This window comes from Shinella sp. BE166 (genome assembly GCF_051201095.1).
Classification (GTDB): domain Bacteria; phylum Pseudomonadota; class Alphaproteobacteria; order Rhizobiales; family Rhizobiaceae; genus Shinella; species Shinella lacus.
On sequence record NZ_JBPEHL010000005.1, the window covers coordinates 221,498 to 237,297 of the forward strand.

17 protein-coding genes and 1 riboswitch are annotated in these 15,800 nt (G+C 65.9%); of the genes, 8 read left to right on the top strand and 9 right to left on the bottom strand.

Annotated elements, in window-relative coordinates; translation table 11 throughout:
* Positions 1–173 precede the first annotated feature (173 nt).
* The 3 genes from J2Y63_RS15085 (at position 174) to J2Y63_RS15095 (ending at position 2,117) form a co-directional block, all read left to right on the top strand.
* On the top strand, positions 174–578 hold the full coding sequence (locus tag J2Y63_RS15085) for a GFA family protein (protein ID WP_256118118.1): 405 nt from the start codon (positions 174–176) through the stop codon (positions 576–578).
* A gap of 2 nt (positions 579–580) precedes the next feature.
* Complete coding sequence (locus tag J2Y63_RS15090) at positions 581–1,381, top strand: AraC family transcriptional regulator (RefSeq protein WP_435266746.1); 801 nt, start codon at positions 581–583, stop codon at positions 1,379–1,381.
* A gap of 121 nt (positions 1,382–1,502) precedes the next feature.
* A complete protein-coding gene (locus tag J2Y63_RS15095) occupies positions 1,503–2,117 on the top strand; it encodes a LysE family translocator (RefSeq protein WP_435266747.1) in 615 nt (204 codons plus the stop codon).
* On the opposite strand, the gene thiD is transcribed toward J2Y63_RS15095, so the two are convergent.
* Together thiD and J2Y63_RS15105 are read right to left on the bottom strand one after the other, a co-directional pair.
* Positions 2,114–2,923 carry a bifunctional hydroxymethylpyrimidine kinase/phosphomethylpyrimidine kinase gene (thiD, locus tag J2Y63_RS15100; RefSeq protein WP_435266748.1) on the bottom strand — a complete coding sequence of 270 codons (810 nt, stop codon included), beginning with the start codon at positions 2,921–2,923 and terminating at the stop codon, positions 2,114–2,116. The two genes, J2Y63_RS15095 and thiD, sit on opposite strands and share 4 nt — an antisense overlap.
* Positions 2,924–2,978: 55 nt before the next feature.
* Positions 2,979–3,052: riboswitch (TPP riboswitch) on the bottom strand.
* Between the two features lie 64 nt (positions 3,053–3,116).
* Positions 3,117–4,697 carry a peptide chain release factor 3 gene (locus J2Y63_RS15105; RefSeq protein WP_256118122.1) on the bottom strand — a complete coding sequence of 527 codons (1,581 nt, stop codon included), beginning with the start codon at positions 4,695–4,697 and terminating at the stop codon, positions 3,117–3,119.
* A 93-nt stretch (positions 4,698–4,790) separates the two neighbouring features.
* Here J2Y63_RS15105 and dut point away from each other — a divergent pair, with 93 nt between their 5' ends.
* On the top strand, positions 4,791–5,264 hold the full coding sequence (gene dut / locus J2Y63_RS15110) for a dUTP diphosphatase (protein ID WP_435266749.1): 474 nt from the start codon (positions 4,791–4,793) through the stop codon (positions 5,262–5,264).
* Between the two features lie 4 nt (positions 5,265–5,268).
* Entirely contained in the window at positions 5,269–6,159 is an 891-nt protein-coding gene (locus tag J2Y63_RS15115) for a GNAT family N-acetyltransferase (protein WP_435266750.1), read from the top strand.
* On the opposite strand, the gene J2Y63_RS15120 is transcribed toward J2Y63_RS15115, so the two are convergent.
* Positions 6,160–6,792: a LysE family translocator gene (locus tag J2Y63_RS15120; RefSeq protein WP_435266751.1), complete on the bottom strand. Its 633-nt coding sequence runs from the start codon at positions 6,790–6,792 to the stop codon at positions 6,160–6,162.
* A gap of 129 nt (positions 6,793–6,921) precedes the next feature.
* Between J2Y63_RS15120 and J2Y63_RS15125 the strand changes: the two genes are divergently transcribed.
* From J2Y63_RS15125 to J2Y63_RS15135, 3 genes are all read left to right on the top strand, one after another.
* Positions 6,922–7,539, top strand: coding sequence for a LysE family translocator (locus J2Y63_RS15125; RefSeq protein WP_435266752.1), 618 nt, complete (start codon positions 6,922–6,924; stop codon positions 7,537–7,539).
* A 133-nt stretch (positions 7,540–7,672) separates the two neighbouring features.
* The gene (cysK, locus tag J2Y63_RS15130; protein ID WP_435266753.1) at positions 7,673–8,641 is read left to right on the top strand and encodes a cysteine synthase A; all 969 of its coding nucleotides are present in this window, start codon (positions 7,673–7,675) and stop codon (positions 8,639–8,641) included.
* 55 nt (positions 8,642–8,696) lie between these two features.
* Positions 8,697–9,095 (top strand): VOC family protein, encoded by a 399-nt coding sequence (locus J2Y63_RS15135; protein WP_435266754.1) that lies wholly within the window; start codon positions 8,697–8,699, stop codon positions 9,093–9,095.
* 47 nt (positions 9,096–9,142) lie between these two features.
* Here the strand turns inward: J2Y63_RS15135 and J2Y63_RS15140 are convergent, their stop codons facing one another.
* The 6 genes from J2Y63_RS15140 to J2Y63_RS15165 form a co-directional block, all read right to left on the bottom strand.
* Positions 9,143–10,675, bottom strand: coding sequence for a YifB family Mg chelatase-like AAA ATPase (locus J2Y63_RS15140; protein ID WP_435266755.1), 1,533 nt, complete (start codon positions 10,673–10,675; stop codon positions 9,143–9,145).
* A gap of 198 nt (positions 10,676–10,873) precedes the next feature.
* Positions 10,874–11,818 (bottom strand): glutathione synthase, encoded by a 945-nt coding sequence (gene gshB / locus J2Y63_RS15145; RefSeq protein ID WP_435266756.1) that lies wholly within the window; start codon positions 11,816–11,818, stop codon positions 10,874–10,876.
* 70 nt (positions 11,819–11,888) lie between these two features.
* Complete coding sequence (locus tag J2Y63_RS15150; protein ID WP_435266757.1) at positions 11,889–12,881, bottom strand: endonuclease/exonuclease/phosphatase family protein; 993 nt, start codon at positions 12,879–12,881, stop codon at positions 11,889–11,891.
* Entirely contained in the window at positions 12,878–13,987 is a 1,110-nt protein-coding gene (locus J2Y63_RS15155) for an ABC transporter ATP-binding protein (protein ID WP_435266758.1), read from the bottom strand. Before J2Y63_RS15155 ends, J2Y63_RS15150 begins: the two co-directional genes overlap by 4 nt.
* 12 nt (positions 13,988–13,999) lie before the next feature.
* The gene (gene ugpE, locus J2Y63_RS15160; protein ID WP_435266759.1) at positions 14,000–14,842 is read right to left on the bottom strand and encodes a sn-glycerol-3-phosphate ABC transporter permease UgpE; all 843 of its coding nucleotides are present in this window, start codon (positions 14,840–14,842) and stop codon (positions 14,000–14,002) included.
* A 13-nt stretch (positions 14,843–14,855) separates the two neighbouring features.
* A complete protein-coding gene (locus J2Y63_RS15165) occupies positions 14,856–15,788 on the bottom strand; it encodes an ABC transporter permease subunit (protein ID WP_435266944.1) in 933 nt (310 codons plus the stop codon).
* Between the last annotated feature and the right edge of the window lie 12 nt (positions 15,789–15,800).

Sequence of the window (15,800 nt, forward strand, 5' to 3'; positions counted from 1 at the left end):
TGATTTTCAACGCAAATGGGTAAAAATGCGTTAACGAATGTAAACGGGCCGAAACCATGCGTGTCATTCTGATGACAGGGCGCGAGGTTGGCAGTTTCTTGCGGAACAGGATGCCCTTGCGGTTGACGCTGCGGCATCGCGGCCTATCCTTTCCGATGAGAGAAGGATGCAGCATGAAAATCGACGGGCAGTGCCATTGCGGCTTCGTGACCTATGAGGCCGAGATCGACCCGGACAAGGTGGCGATCTGTCATTGCACGGATTGCCAGAGGCTGACCGGCTCGCCCTATCGCGTCACCGCCAGCGTGCCGCGCGACGCCCTGCGCCTCACCGCAAACCCGCCGAAACTCTACACCAAGAGCGCCGAAAGCGGCCGCAAGCGCCTGCTCTATTTCTGCCCGGAATGCGGCACGCCGCTCTTTTCGACCGGAACGGGCGAAGCGGCCGAGACCTGGGGCATCCGCTGGGGCAGCATCAACCAGCGCGCCGGCCTGAAACCGGTGCGCCAGATCTGGTGCACCTCCGCCACCGACTGGTTCGGCGAGACGGCCGCCCTTCCCGGCGTGCTGCGGGATTGATCATGGCAGCCGAGCGCTTCCAGATCTTCAGGACGGGCATCGACGGCATCGAGGCCGTCATCGCCGACAGCCGCCTGAGTTTTGCGCGCCACACGCATGAGACCTACGGCATCGGCGTGGTCGAACGCGGCGCGCAGAAATCGGCAAGCGGGCGCGGCATGGTCGAGGCCGAAGCCGGCAACACCATCACCGTCAACCCCGGCGAGGTGCATGACGGCGCGCCGCTGGGCGATGCCCCGCGCGCCTGGCGCATGCTCTACATGCAGCCGGCGATCGTTGCAGCTGCGGCGGAGCATATTTTCGAGGGCCGGCCGCGCGAGGAATTTTACGCGCCGGTGCTGGAGGACGGCCGCATTGCCGGGCTCGTTTCGGCGCTGCTCGCCTCCCTGCTCGACAAGCGTGCCGCTGCCCTCGCCCGGGACGAACGCCTCCTCCTGTTGCTCGCCGCCGCCTTGCAGGAGCGGGTGCCGCAGCGGGAAACCATCGCCTCATCGGCCATTGCGCAAGCCCGCAGCCGGCTGGACGAAGACCCAGCCGCCGCCGTCACGCTGGACGATCTTGCGGCGGATTGCGGGCTCGGCCGCTTCCGGCTGGTGCGCGATTTCGCCCGCAGCACGGGCCTGACGCCGCATGCCTATCTGCTCCAGCGCAGGACCGAGCGCGCGCGGCGGCTGATCGCGACGGGCACCTCGCTCGCCGAGGCCGCCATCGACGCGGGTTTTGCCGACCAGAGCCACATGACGCGCAATTTCACGCGCCGCTACGGCTATACGCCGGGCGCCTATCTCGCTGCGCGCGGCTGACTGCAATTTCGTTCAAGACCACGGCCTGCCTTCCGGTGTTCCCTGCCGCCTCTGGCGCATTATCCGACGCCGAAGCGATGCCGCTTCGGCTGGAAATGCTCTAGCCGCATGGAAACCGGACATGACCACAGAATTCCTCATCACCTCGCTCGTCGTCATCCTCCTGCCGGGCACCGGCGTGATCTATACGCTGGCGCTCGGCATCAGCGGCGGCTTTCGCGCCGGCCTGCTTGCCGCCTTCGGCTGCACGCTCGGCATCATCCCGCACATCGTCGCCTCCGTCGTCGGCCTGGCCGCGGTGCTGCATGCGAGCGCGCTCGCCTTCGAGGTGCTGCGTTATGTCGGTGTCGCCTACCTGCTGTTCATCGCCTGGAGCATGCTGAAGGACAGCAACGCGCTGGATTTCGGGCCGGACCAGGCGCCCGCCGAAAAGGCGCTTCGCATCGTTCGCAAGGGCATCCTCACCAATATCTTCAACCCGAAACTCTCGCTGTTCTTCCTCGCCTTCCTGCCGCAATTCGTGCCGGCGGAGGCGCCCGACGCCACGGCGCAGATGCTCTATCTCGGCGGCGTCTTCATGCTGCTGACCTTCCTCGTCTTCGCCCTCTATGGCGCGCTTGCCGCAGGGCTGCGCCAGCAGGTGCTGAGCCGGCCAAGGATCATGGTCTGGACGCAGCGCAGCTTCGCCGCCGCCCTCGGCCTGATGGGCTTGCGGCTGGCGCTGGCGGATCGCTAGTTCCAGAGCGCGTGGAAATGGTGCAGTGGTCCGTGGCCGGAGCCGACGGAGAGCGCATCGGACGTGCGCACCGCGCCGGCGATGAAACTCTTCGCCACCGCCGCGGCATCGGCAAGCGTGCGCCCCTTGCCGAGCTCCGCGGCAATCGCGCTCGACAGCGAGCAGCCGGTGCCGTGGGTGTTGCGCGTGAGCACGCGCACGCCCTCGAACCAGTGCAGCCGGTCTGGCGTTGCCAGCACATCCGGGCTTTCGGTTCCCGGCAGGTGCCCGCCCTTGAGCAGCACTGCCTTTGGCCCGAGCGCGAGGAGCCGCTTCGCTTGGTCCTCCATGCCCGCCCGGTCGGTCGCCTCGGCTTCGCCCAAGAGGGCGGCGGCTTCCGGCAGGTTGGGGGTCAGCACGGTGGCGCGCGGCAGCAGCCGGCGCGTGAGCGCTTCCACCGCCTCCCGTGCCAGCAGCGACGCACCGCCCTTGGCGACCATCACCGGATCGAGCACGACCGGCAGGCCGCGGCGCGACGACAGGCTGTTGGCAACAGCTTCCGCGATCTCCGCCGAGGCGATCATGCCGATCTTCACGGCATCGACGCGCACATCGCTGAACACATCCGCGACCTGCGCCGCGACGAAGGCCGGCGGCACGAGATGCACGCCGGAGACCCCTTGCGTGTTCTGCGCCGTCAGCGCGGTCAGAACAGCCATGCCATAGGTGCCGCGGGCCGCAAAGGTCTTGAGGTCGGCCTGGATGCCGGCGCCGCCCGAAGGGTCGGACCCTGCGATCGAGAGAATGTTTGCAATCGTGTCGGCCATCTCGCCTCCCTGCGACGGAGGCGGCCAACGGGCGGCAGCAAGCCGGCACCCGTTCGACTCCCTCCGCCGGCATGATCCGGTTCAGGTTCAAAGGGTGCTTCTCAGCCCGCTTGCGCGGACGCCCCCGTCTCGGGGCGGTTTTCGCAAATGATGTGGCACCTGTCACGCCGAAAGTGACAGGTGCGCGATCCGATCACGCCTTGGTGACGTGATACTCCTTGATGGCGACCATCTTGATGGCCGGATAGCGCTCCGACTCGTAGCGCAGCGAGAAGGAATCCTGCGCCAGGAACACCGGGTCGCCATCGAGGTCGCGGGCGATATCGCCCCGGCGCTGGGTGACGAACTTCTCGAGTTCGGCCGCGCTATCCGACGAAATCCAGCGGCAGACGGAGAAGCGCGACATTTCGAAGGAGACCGGCAGGCCGTATTCCCCCTGGAGCCGCTCCTTCAAGACGTCGAGCTGCAGCGCGCCGACGACGCCGACGATGGCGGGCGAACCATCTTCCGGCGAGAAGAGCTGCACGACGCCCTCTTCCGCCATCTGCTGGAGCGCTTCCTTCAGCTTCTTCGCCTTCATCGCGTCTTCCAGCCGCACGCGGCGCAGAATTTCCGGCGCGAAGTTCGGCACGCCTTCAAAGACCAGCGCCTCGCCTTCCGTCAACGTGTCGCCGATGCGGAGCGTGCCGTGGTTCGGGATGCCCACCACGTCGCCGGCATAGGCCGTATCGGCGAGCTGGCGCTGCGAGGCGAAGAAGAACTGCGGCGCGGACAGGCCGATCTGCTTGCCGGTGCGGGCGAGGCGCACCTTCATGCCGCGCTCCAGCATGCCGGAGCAGACACGGGCAAAGGCGATGCGGTCGCGGTGGTTCGGGTCCATGTTCGCCTGGATCTTGAAGACGAAGGCCGTCATCTTGTCCTCGGACGCATGGACCTTGCGCACATCCGCCACCTGGTCGCGCGGCGGCGGTGCGACGGCGCCGAGCGCGTTGATCAGATCGCGAACGCCGAAATTACGCAGCGCCGAGCCGAAGAAGACCGGCGTCAGGTGACCTTCGAGGAAAGCCTCGCGGTCGAACGGCCGGCAGGCCTCGCGGGCCAGCTCCAGCTCCTCGATGAATGCGGTGCGTTCGTTTTCCGGCAGGTTTTTCGCCACCACCGTCGCATCGTCGATCTTCGTCGGCTGCACCTGCGTATCCGAGCCACGGAAGGTGCGGTCGGCGAGATGATAGGAGCCGCAGAACGACTTCGACCGGCCGACGGGCCAGGTGATCGGCGCGGTATCGAGCGCCAGCTTCTCTTCCACCTCGTCCAAAATCTCGAACGGGTCGCGGCTCTCGCGGTCCATCTTGTTGACGAAGGTGATGATCGGGATGTCGCGCAGGCGGCAGACCTCGAACAGTTTCAACGTCCGCGGCTCGATACCCTTGGCGGCGTCGATGACCATGACCGCCGCATCCACCGCCGTCAACGTGCGGTAGGTGTCGTCCGCGAAGTCCTCGTGGCCGGGGGTGTCGAGAATGTTGAAGACGTTGCCGTCATATTCGAAGGTCATCACGGAGGTCACGACCGAGATGCCGCGTTCGCGTTCGATCTTCATCCAGTCCGAGCGGGTCTGGATGCGGTCCTTCTTCGCCTTCACTTCACCGGCGAGCTGGATGGCGCCGCCGAACAGAAGCAGCTTTTCGGTGAGGGTGGTTTTACCGGCGTCCGGGTGCGCGATGATCGCGAAGGTGCGGCGGCGGGAGACCGCCTCGGCAAGGGTTTCGGCCATTTTCTGCAATATCCTGTGAGTTGCCGCGGTCTTTACAGGCTCCGCCCGGAAGATGCAATTGACGGGATTGTGCGGTGGCCGGCTTATGGGCGCATGAACGCGCACGCCCCCACCCAGCCCACCCTTTCGCTCGTCCGCCTGCCGCATGGTGAGGGCATCGAGCTTCCCGCCTATGAGACATCGGGTGCCGCCGGCATGGACCTGCGCGCCGGCGTGGCCATGGATACGCCGCTGACGCTGGCACCGGGAAAACGCGCGCTCGTGCCGACCGGTTTTATCTTCGAAATCCCGCACGGCTACGAGGGGCAGATCCGCCCCCGCTCCGGCCTCGCCTTCAAGCACGGCATCACCTGCCTCAACACGCCGGGCACCGTGGACAGCGATTATCGCGGCGAGGTGAAGGTGCTGCTTGCCAATCTCGGTGAAGAGCCCTTCGTCATCGAGCGCGGCATGCGCATCGCGCAGATGGTGATTGCGCCAGTCACGCAAGTCGCCGTGCGCGAGACGACGGAAACCAGCGAAACCACCCGCGGCGCCGGCGGCTTCGGCTCCACGGGCGTGCGCTAACACCATGCCTGCCGACCGGCCGGGGCTGGTCTTCCGCTCCGACTATCTTGGCGACACCGCCGCCTGGCGCGCGCTTGCCGACCTGCTGGAAGACACATTCGGCATCGGGATCACCGCGCTCGACCGGCTGGGCGGGCCGGACCCGACCAGCGTGCCCTTCGCGTGGTTCGATGCGAACGGCACCTGCATCGCCAATATCAGCGTCTTCTCGCTGCCGCTCGTCATCAACGGCACCTTCGTGCGCGCCGCCGGCCTGCAATCCGGAGCCGTGCGGCCAAGCCATCGCGGCCAGGGGCTTTTTCGCGATGTGATGGAGGCGGCGCTCGACCATTGCGATGCGGAAGGGTTCGAAGCCGTCGCGCTGTTGACCGACAAGCCGGACCTCTACACGCGCCTTGGTTTCCGCACGCTGGCGCAGCATCGTTTTGCCGGCGCTGCACCCGTGGGTGGGCGCGTCAGCCCGGTTCGGCGGCTCGACATCGAGAGCGAAGCCGACATTGCCTTGCTTAGCCGGCTACTGGGTGCCCGCCGGCCGGTTTCCGACCGTTTCGCGCCGCTGCGGCAGCGGGAAATGTTCCTCTTCAACGCATCGCTGATGCCGGACCTGCGTCTCGACCTGATGGAAAAGCACGATGCCGTCATTGCCTGGCAGGCGGGCGAGGACGGTGGCTTTGAACTGCTGGATGTGGTCGGCGCAGGCATTCCCGCACTTGCCGATATTCTGGCGAGCCTGCGGGTCTCGCCGCCCCGGGTCACCGTGCACTTTGCCGCCGATCATCTGGGATGGGACGGCGAGGCCGTTGCGGATGGCGGCGACATGGTGCTCATGCTGCGCGCCGCGCCCGATCTGCGACCGGAGCGGTCCTTCGCATTGTCGCCGATGGCGGAGTTCTGATCAGCGGCGGGCTTCCATCGCCATGCGCAGCGCGAGCCCGGCCAGCACCGTCCCCATCAGCCAGCGCTGTATCAAAAGCCAGCGCGGGCGAGCGGCGAGGAGCGCGGCAATCGAGCCGGCCGAAACGGCGATCAGCGCGTTGACGCTGACGCTGATGGCAATCTGCGTGCCGCCGAGCACGAGCGATTGCAGGAAGACGCTGCCCTTTGCCGGGTCGATGAACTGCGGCAGCAGGGAGAGGTAGAGCACCGCGATCTTCGGGTTGAGCAGGCTCGTCAAAAGCCCCATCAGGAAGAGTTTCCGGTTGCCGTCGCGCGGCAGGGCCTTGACCTCGAAGGCGGAGCGGCCACCGGGGCGCAGCGCCTGCCAGGCGAGCCAGGCCAGGTAGAGCACGCCGGCAAGCCGCAGCGCATCATAGGCATAGGGCACCGCCATCACGAGTGCGGTGATGCCGAGCGCCGCCGACAGCATGTAGAAGACGAAGCCGAGCGCCACGCCGCAGAGCGACACGAGGCCGGCCGCCGGCCCCTGGCAGATCGAGCGAGAGACGAGATAGATCATGTTCGGCCCGGGGGTGAGCACCATGCCGAGCGCGATGAGGGCGAAGGCGGCAAGGCCGGTCAGGTCTGGCATGGCATGCTCTCCTTGGACGATCTGAAGAAGGACTATCCCGCAGCCGCGCTTGCGGCAAGGCGTCGGCCGCAAAACCATTGCCGCAGGATATCGGCAGCGCTAAAAGAGCGTCAGCCCAAGGAGCCTGCCATGACCATTGCCGTGCTGATCGCCTATTGCGGTGCGCTGTTCATCGCCGCCATCATTCCCGGTCCCGGGATCACGGCGATCGTCGCCCGCGCGCTCGGCTCCGGCTTCCGGCCGACCCTCTTCATGGGGCTCGGCCTCATCCTCGGCGACATGATCTATCTCACCGCGGTCATCCTCGGCCTCGCCTTCATCGCGCAGACCTTCACCACGACCTTCATGCTGATCAAGATCGCCGGCGCCCTCTATCTCGGCTATATCGCCTGGAAGCTCTGGACGACCGGCCTCTTGCCACAGAATATCGAGGCACGACGCTCGACCAGCATGACCATGTCCTTCCTGTCCGGCCTGTTCGTGACGCTCGGCAATCCGAAGACCATGCTGTTCTACGTGGCGCTCGTGCCGACGCTGGTCGACCTCGAAGCGATCGGCCTTGAGGAATATGGCGTGCTGCTCGCCGCGACCTTCGTCGTGCTGCTGATCGTGCTGGTGCCCTATATCGCGCTCGCCTCGCGCGCCCGGCTTCTGCTCAAGCAGCCGAAGGCGTTGCAGCGGATGAACCGCGTGGCTGCCGGCATTCTCGCCGGCACCGCCGCCTATATCGCGACCCGCGCGGCCTGAGGTTATCGATCCGGCTTTTCCCGGATCGGTATCCGAATATTCCGCTTCCAACGCTTTTGTCGCGAAATCCGGACTCGTCTCCGGCGGCATTCGCTCCTATCTTCTCCGGTAACGAGAACCGAGGGAGCCCCCGATGACCGACACCCGCAAGCCCGGCCGTGGCCGAATCTACGCCTCCATCACCGAGACGATTGGCGATACGCCCATCGTGCGGCTCGACAAGTTTGCCAAGGAGAAGGGCGTCGTCGCCAACCTTCTCGCCAAGCTCGAATTCTTCAACCCGATCGCTTCCGTCAAGGACCGCATCGGCGTCGCGATGATCGAGGCGCTGGAAGCGCAGGGCAAGATCACGCCCGGCAAGTCGACGCTGGTCGAGCCGACCTCGGGCAATACGGGCATCGCACTTGCCTTCGCCGCCGCCGCAAAGGGCTATCGCCTCATCCTCACCATGCCGGAGACCATGTCCGTCGAGCGCCGCAAGATGCTGGCGCTGCTCGGCGCCGAACTGGTGCTGACCGAGGGGCCGAAGGGCATGAAGGGCGCGATCGCCAAAGCCGAGGAACTGGCCGCAAGCATTCCGGACGCAATCATTCCCCAGCAGTTCGAAAACCCGGCCAACCCCGAAATCCACCGGAAGACGACGGCCGAAGAGATCTGGAACGACACGGAGGGCGCCGTCGACATCCTCGTTTCCGGCATCGGCACCGGCGGCACGATCACCGGCGCCGGCCAGGTGCTGAAGGCGAAGAAGCCCGGCTTCAAGGTCATCGCGGTCGAGCCGGCCGACAGCCCGGTCCTCTCCGGCGGCAATCCCGGTCCGCACAAGATCCAGGGTATCGGTGCCGGTTTTGCCCCGGCGATCCTCGATACCTCCGTCTATGACGAGGTCGTGCCCGTCACCAATGACGAGGCCTTCGAAAATGCCCGCCTCGTTGCGCGGCTCGAAGGCGTGCCGGTCGGAATCTCTTCCGGTGCCGCGCTGGCCGCCGCCGTAAAGGTGGGCAGCCGTCCGGAAAACGCCGGCAAGACCATCGTCGTCATCATCCCTTCCTTCGCCGAGCGCTATCTTTCGACGGCGCTTTTCGAAGGCCTCGGCGGCTGAGATCGGGCGGCCCGTTGCACCAGCGCGCAGCGGGCCTTTTCCCGTACGGGACAGCATGATCCATCACCTCTCCCTCGGCGTTTCCGACATTTTGCGCGCAGCGGCCTTCTATGACGCCGCGCTCGCGCCGCTCGGCTATGGCCGGGTCTGGTCGGATATCCGGCCCGGCGAAGCGGGCCAAGCCGTCGGCTACGGACCGCCCGGCGGTGGCGACAAGCTCGCCTTCAAGGAGCATGGCGATGCCGCCGTGGCACCGGGCGCCGGCTTCCATGTCGCCTTCGCCGCGCCGGACCGGCAGGCCGTGGATGCTTTCCACCAAGCAGCCCTTGCGGCCGGTGGGCGCGACAATGGTGCTCCGGGGCTTCGGCCCGACTATGGACCATCCTATTATGCTGCCTTCGTCGTCGATCCGGACGGGCACCGGATCGAAGCGGTTTTCAAAGGTCCCGCCTAGACGCTGCTCTTAGCGGTTGGCTGCGCTACTCAGCCGCCGCCGCGCAATCACGCCATTGCCGCCATTCGATCCCCGACAATGCGATAGGAAATCGCTTCCGCCAGGTGGATGCGGCCGACGATCGCGGCTTCGTCGAGATCGGCCAGCGTGCGGGCAACCTTGAGGATGCGATGGTAGCCGCGGGCGGAAAAGCGCATCTTTTCCGCGGCGTCGCGCAAGAGCTGGAGGCCGCCGGGGTCGGGTTCGGCGACCTTTTCGACGAGGGCCGTCGAGGCGCGGGCATTGCTCGTTACGCCACCCATGCCGAGGCGGGCGAAACGATCGATCTGCAAGGCCCGGGCGCGGGCGATGCGGCGGGCGACGGTGGCACTCGTCTCGGCCGCCATCGGGCGGATGAGGTCCGTCGCGGAGACGGCCGGCACGTCGATGCGGATATCGATGCGGTCCATCAGCGGGCCGGAGACGCGGGCCTGGTAGTCGCTCACGCAGCGCGGGCCGCGAGCGCATTGGCGGCCGGGTTCGCCTGCCATGCCGCAGCGGCAGGGGTTCATGGCGGCGACGAGCTGAACGGCGGCGGGGTAGCTGACGCGATGGTTGGCGCGGGCGATAATGCATTCGCCGGTCTCGAGCGGCTGGCGCAGCGCATCGAGTGCCTGCGGCGAGAATTCCGGCAGTTCGTCGAGAAAGAGCACGCCATTATGGGCAAGCGAGGCCTCTCCCGGCCGTGCCCGGGCGCCGCCGCCGACAAGAGCGGCCATGGTGGCGGAGTGGTGCGGCGTGCGGAAGGGCCGGCGATCCGACAGGCGGCCGCCGGAGAGCTGGCCGGCGATGGAATGGATCATCGAGACTTCGAGGAGCTCCGCCGGCGAGAGCGGCGGCAGGATGGCGGCAAGGCGCGCGGCGAGCATGGATTTTCCCGAACCGGGCGGACCGACCATCAGGAGATTGTGGTTGCCGGCGGCCGCCACTTCCAGTGCCCGCTTGGCGCTTTCCTGGCCGCGGATATCGGCGAGATCCGGCAGGTCGCCGGCCGGCGCCCGAATGGCAGGCGCGGGGCGCGACAGGACCTGCGTGCCCTTGAAGTGATTGACGAGCGCGATCAGGCTGCGCGGCGCGAGAATATCGAGGCCGCCGCCGGCCCAGGCGGCTTCCGCACCGTTTTCCGCCGGGCAGATTACGCCCTTGCCGAGTGCGTTTGCGCCCATGGCGGCGGGCAGCGCTCCGGCGACCGCGGCAATCGTGCCGTCAAGATTGAGTTCGCCGATGACGACATAGTCGTCCAGCGCGTCACCCGGCAGGGCGCCGAGCGCCATCATGAGGCCGAGCGCGATGGCGAGATCGTAGTGGCTGCCCTCTTTCGGCAGATCGGCGGGCGCGAGATTGACCGTCACCCGCTTCGGCGGCAGCGACAGGCCGGAGGCGTGCAGCGCGGCCTGCACCCGTTCCCGGCTTTCGGCGACCGCCTTGTCCGCCAGCCCGACGATCTGCATGCCGACCTTGCCGGGCGCCACCATGACCTGCACATCGACGGGCACGCCCTCGATGCCCTGAAACGCAATCGTACTGACCCGCGCCACCATGATGGACTCCGCTCGCCCTGGCCGAAAACGACCCTCGCAACCGCCCCTGGGTTGCAGCTGGAAATCTGGCATGGAATTCGGAATGAAACAAGAACAATTATAGAACTTACGAGAAGATTTTCCGCGTGCTGGTTGTGCGCGGTTGCATTTGCGGAACGAAGGCGGGACGTTCGCGAACGGAACGTCCCGCGCGCACCATTAGCGCTTCTTTTCGATGGCGTCCCAGAGCAGGGCGGCGATGTCGGCGCCGCCGAATTTCTTCACCTCGCGGATGCCGGTGGGCGAGGTGACGTTGATCTCGGTCATGTAATCGCCGATGACGTCGATGCCGACGAGGAGGAAGCCGCGCTCGCGCAGCGCGGGGCCGATGCGGGTGCAGATTTCCTTTTCGCGCGCCGTCAGCTCCGTCGGCTCGGGGCGGCCGCCGGCATGCATGTTGGAGCGCGCGTCGTGTTCGGCGGGCACGCGGTTGATGGCGCCGACGGGCTCGCCATCGACGAGGATGATGCGCTTGTCGCCCTTGCGCACGTCCGGCAGATATTGCTGGGCGATGAAGGGCTCGCGGAACATCTGGCCGAACATTTCCAGGAGCGACGAGAGGTTGCGGTCGTCCTTCGTCGAATGGAAGACGCCGGCGCCGCCATTGCCATAGAGCGGCTTCAGGATCATGTCGCCCATCTCGTCGCGGAAGCGGCGAATTTCGGCCGGATCACGGGTGATCAGCGTTGCCGGCATCAGGTCGGCGAATTCGGTGACGAAGATCTTCTCCGGCGAGTTGCGCACCCAGGCCGGATCGTTGACGACCAGCGTCTTGGGGTGGATGCGCTCGAGCAGGTGCGTCGAAGTGATGTAGGACATGTCGAAAGGCGGGTCCTGGCGCAGCAGCACCACATCCATGGTCGAGAGATCGACGCGCTCCGGGGTGCCGAGCGTGTAGTGGTCGCCCTTGACGTCGCGCAGCTCCATCGGCTCGACCGTGGCATAGACCGTGCCGTCGCGCAGGCTCAGGCGATCCGGCGTGTAGTGGAAGAGCTTGTAGCCGCGGCTTTGCGCCTCGATGCTCATGGCGAAGGTGGAATCGCCGGCGATATTGATGGTCGACACATGGTCCATCTGGACCGCGACGTTCTTGATCTTTGCCATGAAAAGTCCCCTCAGGAATGCCCGACACATTTAAGGTGCCCGAGGGGCGAGCGCAACGGGCGCGCAGCGCTCAGGCGAAACTGTCGATGCGGCAGGTGATGAGGTCGTGGTCGGATAGCGGCCGGCCGGCCGGCGAGAGCGAGGAGACGATGCGCGTATCCGACACCGAAAGGCCGCGCGACAGGAACCAGTCGAGCTTCATCGAACGCTCGGGCCATCGGGTGATGAGGCTGCGGCGCGTCGTCATGACGTCGAGCGGGCCGCCGTGGCGGGTGAAGCCGCGCTCGGCCGCGCGGGCGAAAAGGCCCTCGGCCTCGAAATCGCCGTCGGCGTGGTTGCCGGTGTTGAGATCGCCGCCGATGAGCATGGGGCGGCCGGGGAAGGCTTCTTCCAGCGCATCGATGAGGCCGACCATCTGGCGCTCGCGATAGGCGGCGGTGGTGGCGCTTTCGAAATGGGTGGAGGCCAGCACGAGCGGGCCGGATTCCGTGTTGATCACCGCGCCGATCGCCATGCGCTCGCCGAGCCGCGGCTGGTCGACCTCGCCCGTGAACCACAGGCGCTCGCCCGGGAGGCGCAGCAGGAAGGCCTCGTGCAGCGGCACGGTGGAGAGCAGGCTGTTGCCGTGCAGGCCGCGACGGTTGAACTGGTCCTTGCAGAATTCCAGCTCGGTATCGGAGCCGAGGCCGAGCTCGACGAATTCGACGCCGTAGAGATAGGCCATGCCGAGCTCTTCGGCGACTTCCGCGGTCGTGTGGCGCTGGCGGGTGCGGGCCATGCCGTCGTCCATCTCGGAGAGCAGCACGATCTCCGCGCCGGTGGCACCCAGATGTTCGGCGCTTTCCATTGGAAACAGGCAGCGCTCCAGGTTCCAGGCGGCGACCGTGAAGGGGAAGGGCAGCGGCTCGGCGCGCTCGGCGCTGCCGCCGGCCTCCACCGCATTCATGCAGGCGAGATCGGCCATATGGGCGTCATGCGCGGCGATGGATTTTTCGAGGCCTGCAATGGCGGCGCGTTCCATGCTGGTGGGAGCAGCAAGTCGATCGACGGTTTCGCGGATCATGATGCGGCGACCTCCATGGCGGGAATGCTGGCTGCGACGGCGCCCTCGCCCGACCAGTCGATGCGCTGGCCGCTCTTGCTGTCGAAGAAGTGCAGCTTGGCTGTGGCGATGGAGAGCGAGGCGGTTTCCGGCAGCGGGATTTCCGACGGGATGGCCGCGACGAGCGGCTGGTCGCCGACGACGCCGTGCACGAGGCGCTGCGAGCCCAGTTCCTCGACATAGTCGATGCGGAAAGGCAGGTCGCCCTTTGCGCCGTCGTGGATGTGCAGGTCTTCGGCGCGCAGACCCACGGTCACCGCGCCCTGCGTCGGCACCGTTGCACCGAGATCGATGAGGGCGGGGCCAAGCGCGAGCTTGCCGCCGTGCAGCTCGCCGCTGACGAGGTTCATGGCGGGCGAGCCGATGAAGCTCGCGACGAAGGTTGTGGCCGGGCGATGGTAGACGTCGAGCGGGCGGCCGATCTGCTCGATTTTCCCGCCGGAAAGCACGACGAGCCGGTCGGCGAGCGTCATGGCTTCGAGCTGGTCGTGGGTGACGTAGATCGACGTCGTGCCGACGCGGCGTTGCAGGCGCTTGATCTCGCCGCGCATGGAGACGCGCAGCTTGGCATCGAGGTTCGACAGCGGCTCGTCGAACAGGAAGGCCGAGGGCTTGCGCACGATGGCGCGGCCCATGGCAACACGTTGGCGCTGGCCGCCGGACAGCGCGCGAGGCTTTCGCTCCAGATAGGGCTGGAGTTCCAGCATGCGGGCGGCTTCCGCAACGCGGGCGTCGATCTCGGCCTTCGGCGTGCGGCGGTTTTTCAGGCCGTAGGCGAGGTTTTCGTAGACCGACATATGTGGGTAGAGCGCGTAGTTCTGGAAGACCATGGCGATGTCGCGGTCGGCCGGGTCGACCTCGTTGACGACGCGGTCGCCGATCGTCACGCTGCCCTCGCTGATCGCCTCCAACCCGGCGACCATGCGCAGGAGCGTCGACTTTCCGCAGCCGGACGGGCCGACGAGCACGATGAACTCGCCGTCGGCGATGTCGATCGAGACGGAACTGACCGCGGTCACGCCGCCATTGTAGATCTTGGATACGTCCTTGATACCGATCGATGCCATGGGACAGGCTCCTTATTTGTCGCTTTCGGTGAGGCCCTTGATGAACCACCGCTGGAAGATCATCACGATCATCACCGGCGGCAGCATGGCGAGGATCGCCAGCGCAAAGGCCTCGTTATAGTCGGGAATGTTGGAGCCGACCCAGACGAGCAGGATCTGCTTGATGCCGCGCACCAGCGTGAAGAAGCGCTCGTCCGTGGTCATCAGCGTGGGCCAGAGATACTGGTTCCAGCCATAGACGAACATGATGATGAAGATCGCCGCGATCATGGTGCGCGACAGCGGCACGAGAATGTCGATGAAGAACTTGAACGGCCCCGCACCATCGATGCGCGCGGCCTCCAGCAGTTCCTCCGGCACGGACTTGAAGAACTGGCGGAAGTAGAAGGTGCCGGTGGCAGACGCGAGCAGCGGCACGATGAGGCCGGTATAGGTGTTGGTGAGCGAAAGCTTGTTCATCACTTCATAGGAGGGAAGGATGCGCACTTCGAGCGGTAGCAGCAGCGTGGTGAAGATCATCCAGAAGAACAGCGTGCCGAGCTTGAAGCGGAAATAGACGATGGCGTAGGCGGCAAGCATCGACAGGATGATCTTGCCGGCGGCAAAGCCGACGCCGAGGATCAGCGAGTTCCAGATCATGCGCGCGCCGGTGATCTCGCCGGTAAAGCCGCCCTTGCGGGTGAGCACGGTGTTGTAGGTCTCGGTGAAATAGCCGCCCCAGGTGAGAGACAGGCCGTTGCGGTGGATGTCGGCCGCCTCGTGGGTAGAGGTCATGAAGGCCACCACCACGGGGGCCACCATGATGAAGACGCCGATCAGGAGAATGACGTGGTCGAGCAAACGGGTGCGGTACATGGCGGGCGCCCTCTCAATTGTAATGGACGCGCCGCTCGATGAAGCGGAACTGGAAGATGGTGAGCACGAAGACGACGATCATCAGGATGACGGATTGCGCCGAGGAACCACCGAGGTCGTTGCCGCGGAAGCCGTCCATGTAGACCTTGTAGACGAGCGTGATCGGGTTGTTGGCCGCCTTGTCCTTCACCATCACGTCGATGACGCCGAAGGTGTCGAACAGCGAATAGGTCATGTTGATGATGAGCAGGAAGAAGGCGGTGGGAGCGAGCAGCGGCAGCGTCATCGTCCAGAAGCGGCGCATGCCGGAGCGGCAATCGATGGCGGCGGCCTCGCGGATCGAGACCGGGATGCCCTGAAGGCCCGAGAGGATGAAGATGAAATTGTAGGGGATCTGCTTCCAGACCGACACGATGATCATGGCGATTGCCGTGTCGTTGTAGTTGAGCCCGACCTTCATGTCCCAGCCGAAGAAGGCCGCGAGCTTGACGAGCGGGCCGATATGCTGGTCGAAGAACATCATGCCCATGAGGCCGGCGACCGGCGGGGCGATGGCATAGACCCATATCAGCAGCGTCTTGTAGGTCGAGCTGCCCTTCAACACCGCATCCGCCTTCACCGCGAGCAGCATGCCGATGCCCAGCGACAGGAAGGTGACGAGCACCGTGAAGAGCACGGTGAAGCGGGCAATCGACTGGTACTGCACGGAGCCCAGCGCATCGGAGTAGTTGGAAAGGCCCACGAAGGTGGAGCCGAAGCCGAACGGGTCTTCGAGATAGAAGGACGACTGGATCGCCTGCACGGACGGCCAGTAGAAGAACACGAAGATGATCGCCATCTGCGGCGCGATAAAGAGATAGGGCAGATAGGGCGACGAGAATTGCACGCGCTTCATGGAGCCACCTTCATAGCGGCGTGCCGGGAGCAGGACGCCCCCGGCACGAATTTCAGCGGATGG

Excerpts from the sequence above, each read along its gene's own strand:
- J2Y63_RS15085 (WP_256118118.1), top strand. The coding sequence starts at position 174 with ATGAAAATCGACGGGCAGTGCCATTGCGGCTTCGTGACCTATGAGGCC.
- J2Y63_RS15090 (WP_435266746.1), top strand. The coding sequence starts at position 581 with ATGGCAGCCGAGCGCTTCCAGATCTTCAGGACGGGCATCGACGGCATC.
- J2Y63_RS15095 (WP_435266747.1), top strand. The coding sequence starts at position 1,503 with ATGACCACAGAATTCCTCATCACCTCGCTCGTCGTCATCCTCCTGCCG.
- thiD (WP_435266748.1), bottom strand. The coding sequence starts at position 2,923 with ATGGCCGACACGATTGCAAACATTCTCTCGATCGCAGGGTCCGACCCT.
- J2Y63_RS15105 (WP_256118122.1), bottom strand. The coding sequence starts at position 4,697 with ATGGCCGAAACCCTTGCCGAGGCGGTCTCCCGCCGCCGCACCTTCGCG.
- dut (WP_435266749.1), top strand. The coding sequence starts at position 4,791 with ATGAACGCGCACGCCCCCACCCAGCCCACCCTTTCGCTCGTCCGCCTG.
- J2Y63_RS15115 (WP_435266750.1), top strand. The coding sequence starts at position 5,269 with ATGCCTGCCGACCGGCCGGGGCTGGTCTTCCGCTCCGACTATCTTGGC.
- J2Y63_RS15120 (WP_435266751.1), bottom strand. The coding sequence starts at position 6,792 with ATGCCAGACCTGACCGGCCTTGCCGCCTTCGCCCTCATCGCGCTCGGC.
- J2Y63_RS15125 (WP_435266752.1), top strand. The coding sequence starts at position 6,922 with ATGACCATTGCCGTGCTGATCGCCTATTGCGGTGCGCTGTTCATCGCC.
- cysK (WP_435266753.1), top strand. The coding sequence starts at position 7,673 with ATGACCGACACCCGCAAGCCCGGCCGTGGCCGAATCTACGCCTCCATC.
- J2Y63_RS15135 (WP_435266754.1), top strand. The coding sequence starts at position 8,697 with ATGATCCATCACCTCTCCCTCGGCGTTTCCGACATTTTGCGCGCAGCG.
- J2Y63_RS15140 (WP_435266755.1), bottom strand. The coding sequence starts at position 10,675 with ATGGTGGCGCGGGTCAGTACGATTGCGTTTCAGGGCATCGAGGGCGTG.
- gshB (WP_435266756.1), bottom strand. The coding sequence starts at position 11,818 with ATGGCAAAGATCAAGAACGTCGCGGTCCAGATGGACCATGTGTCGACC.
- J2Y63_RS15150 (WP_435266757.1), bottom strand. The coding sequence starts at position 12,881 with ATGATCCGCGAAACCGTCGATCGACTTGCTGCTCCCACCAGCATGGAA.
- J2Y63_RS15155 (WP_435266758.1), bottom strand. The coding sequence starts at position 13,987 with ATGGCATCGATCGGTATCAAGGACGTATCCAAGATCTACAATGGCGGC.
- ugpE (WP_435266759.1), bottom strand. The coding sequence starts at position 14,842 with ATGTACCGCACCCGTTTGCTCGACCACGTCATTCTCCTGATCGGCGTC.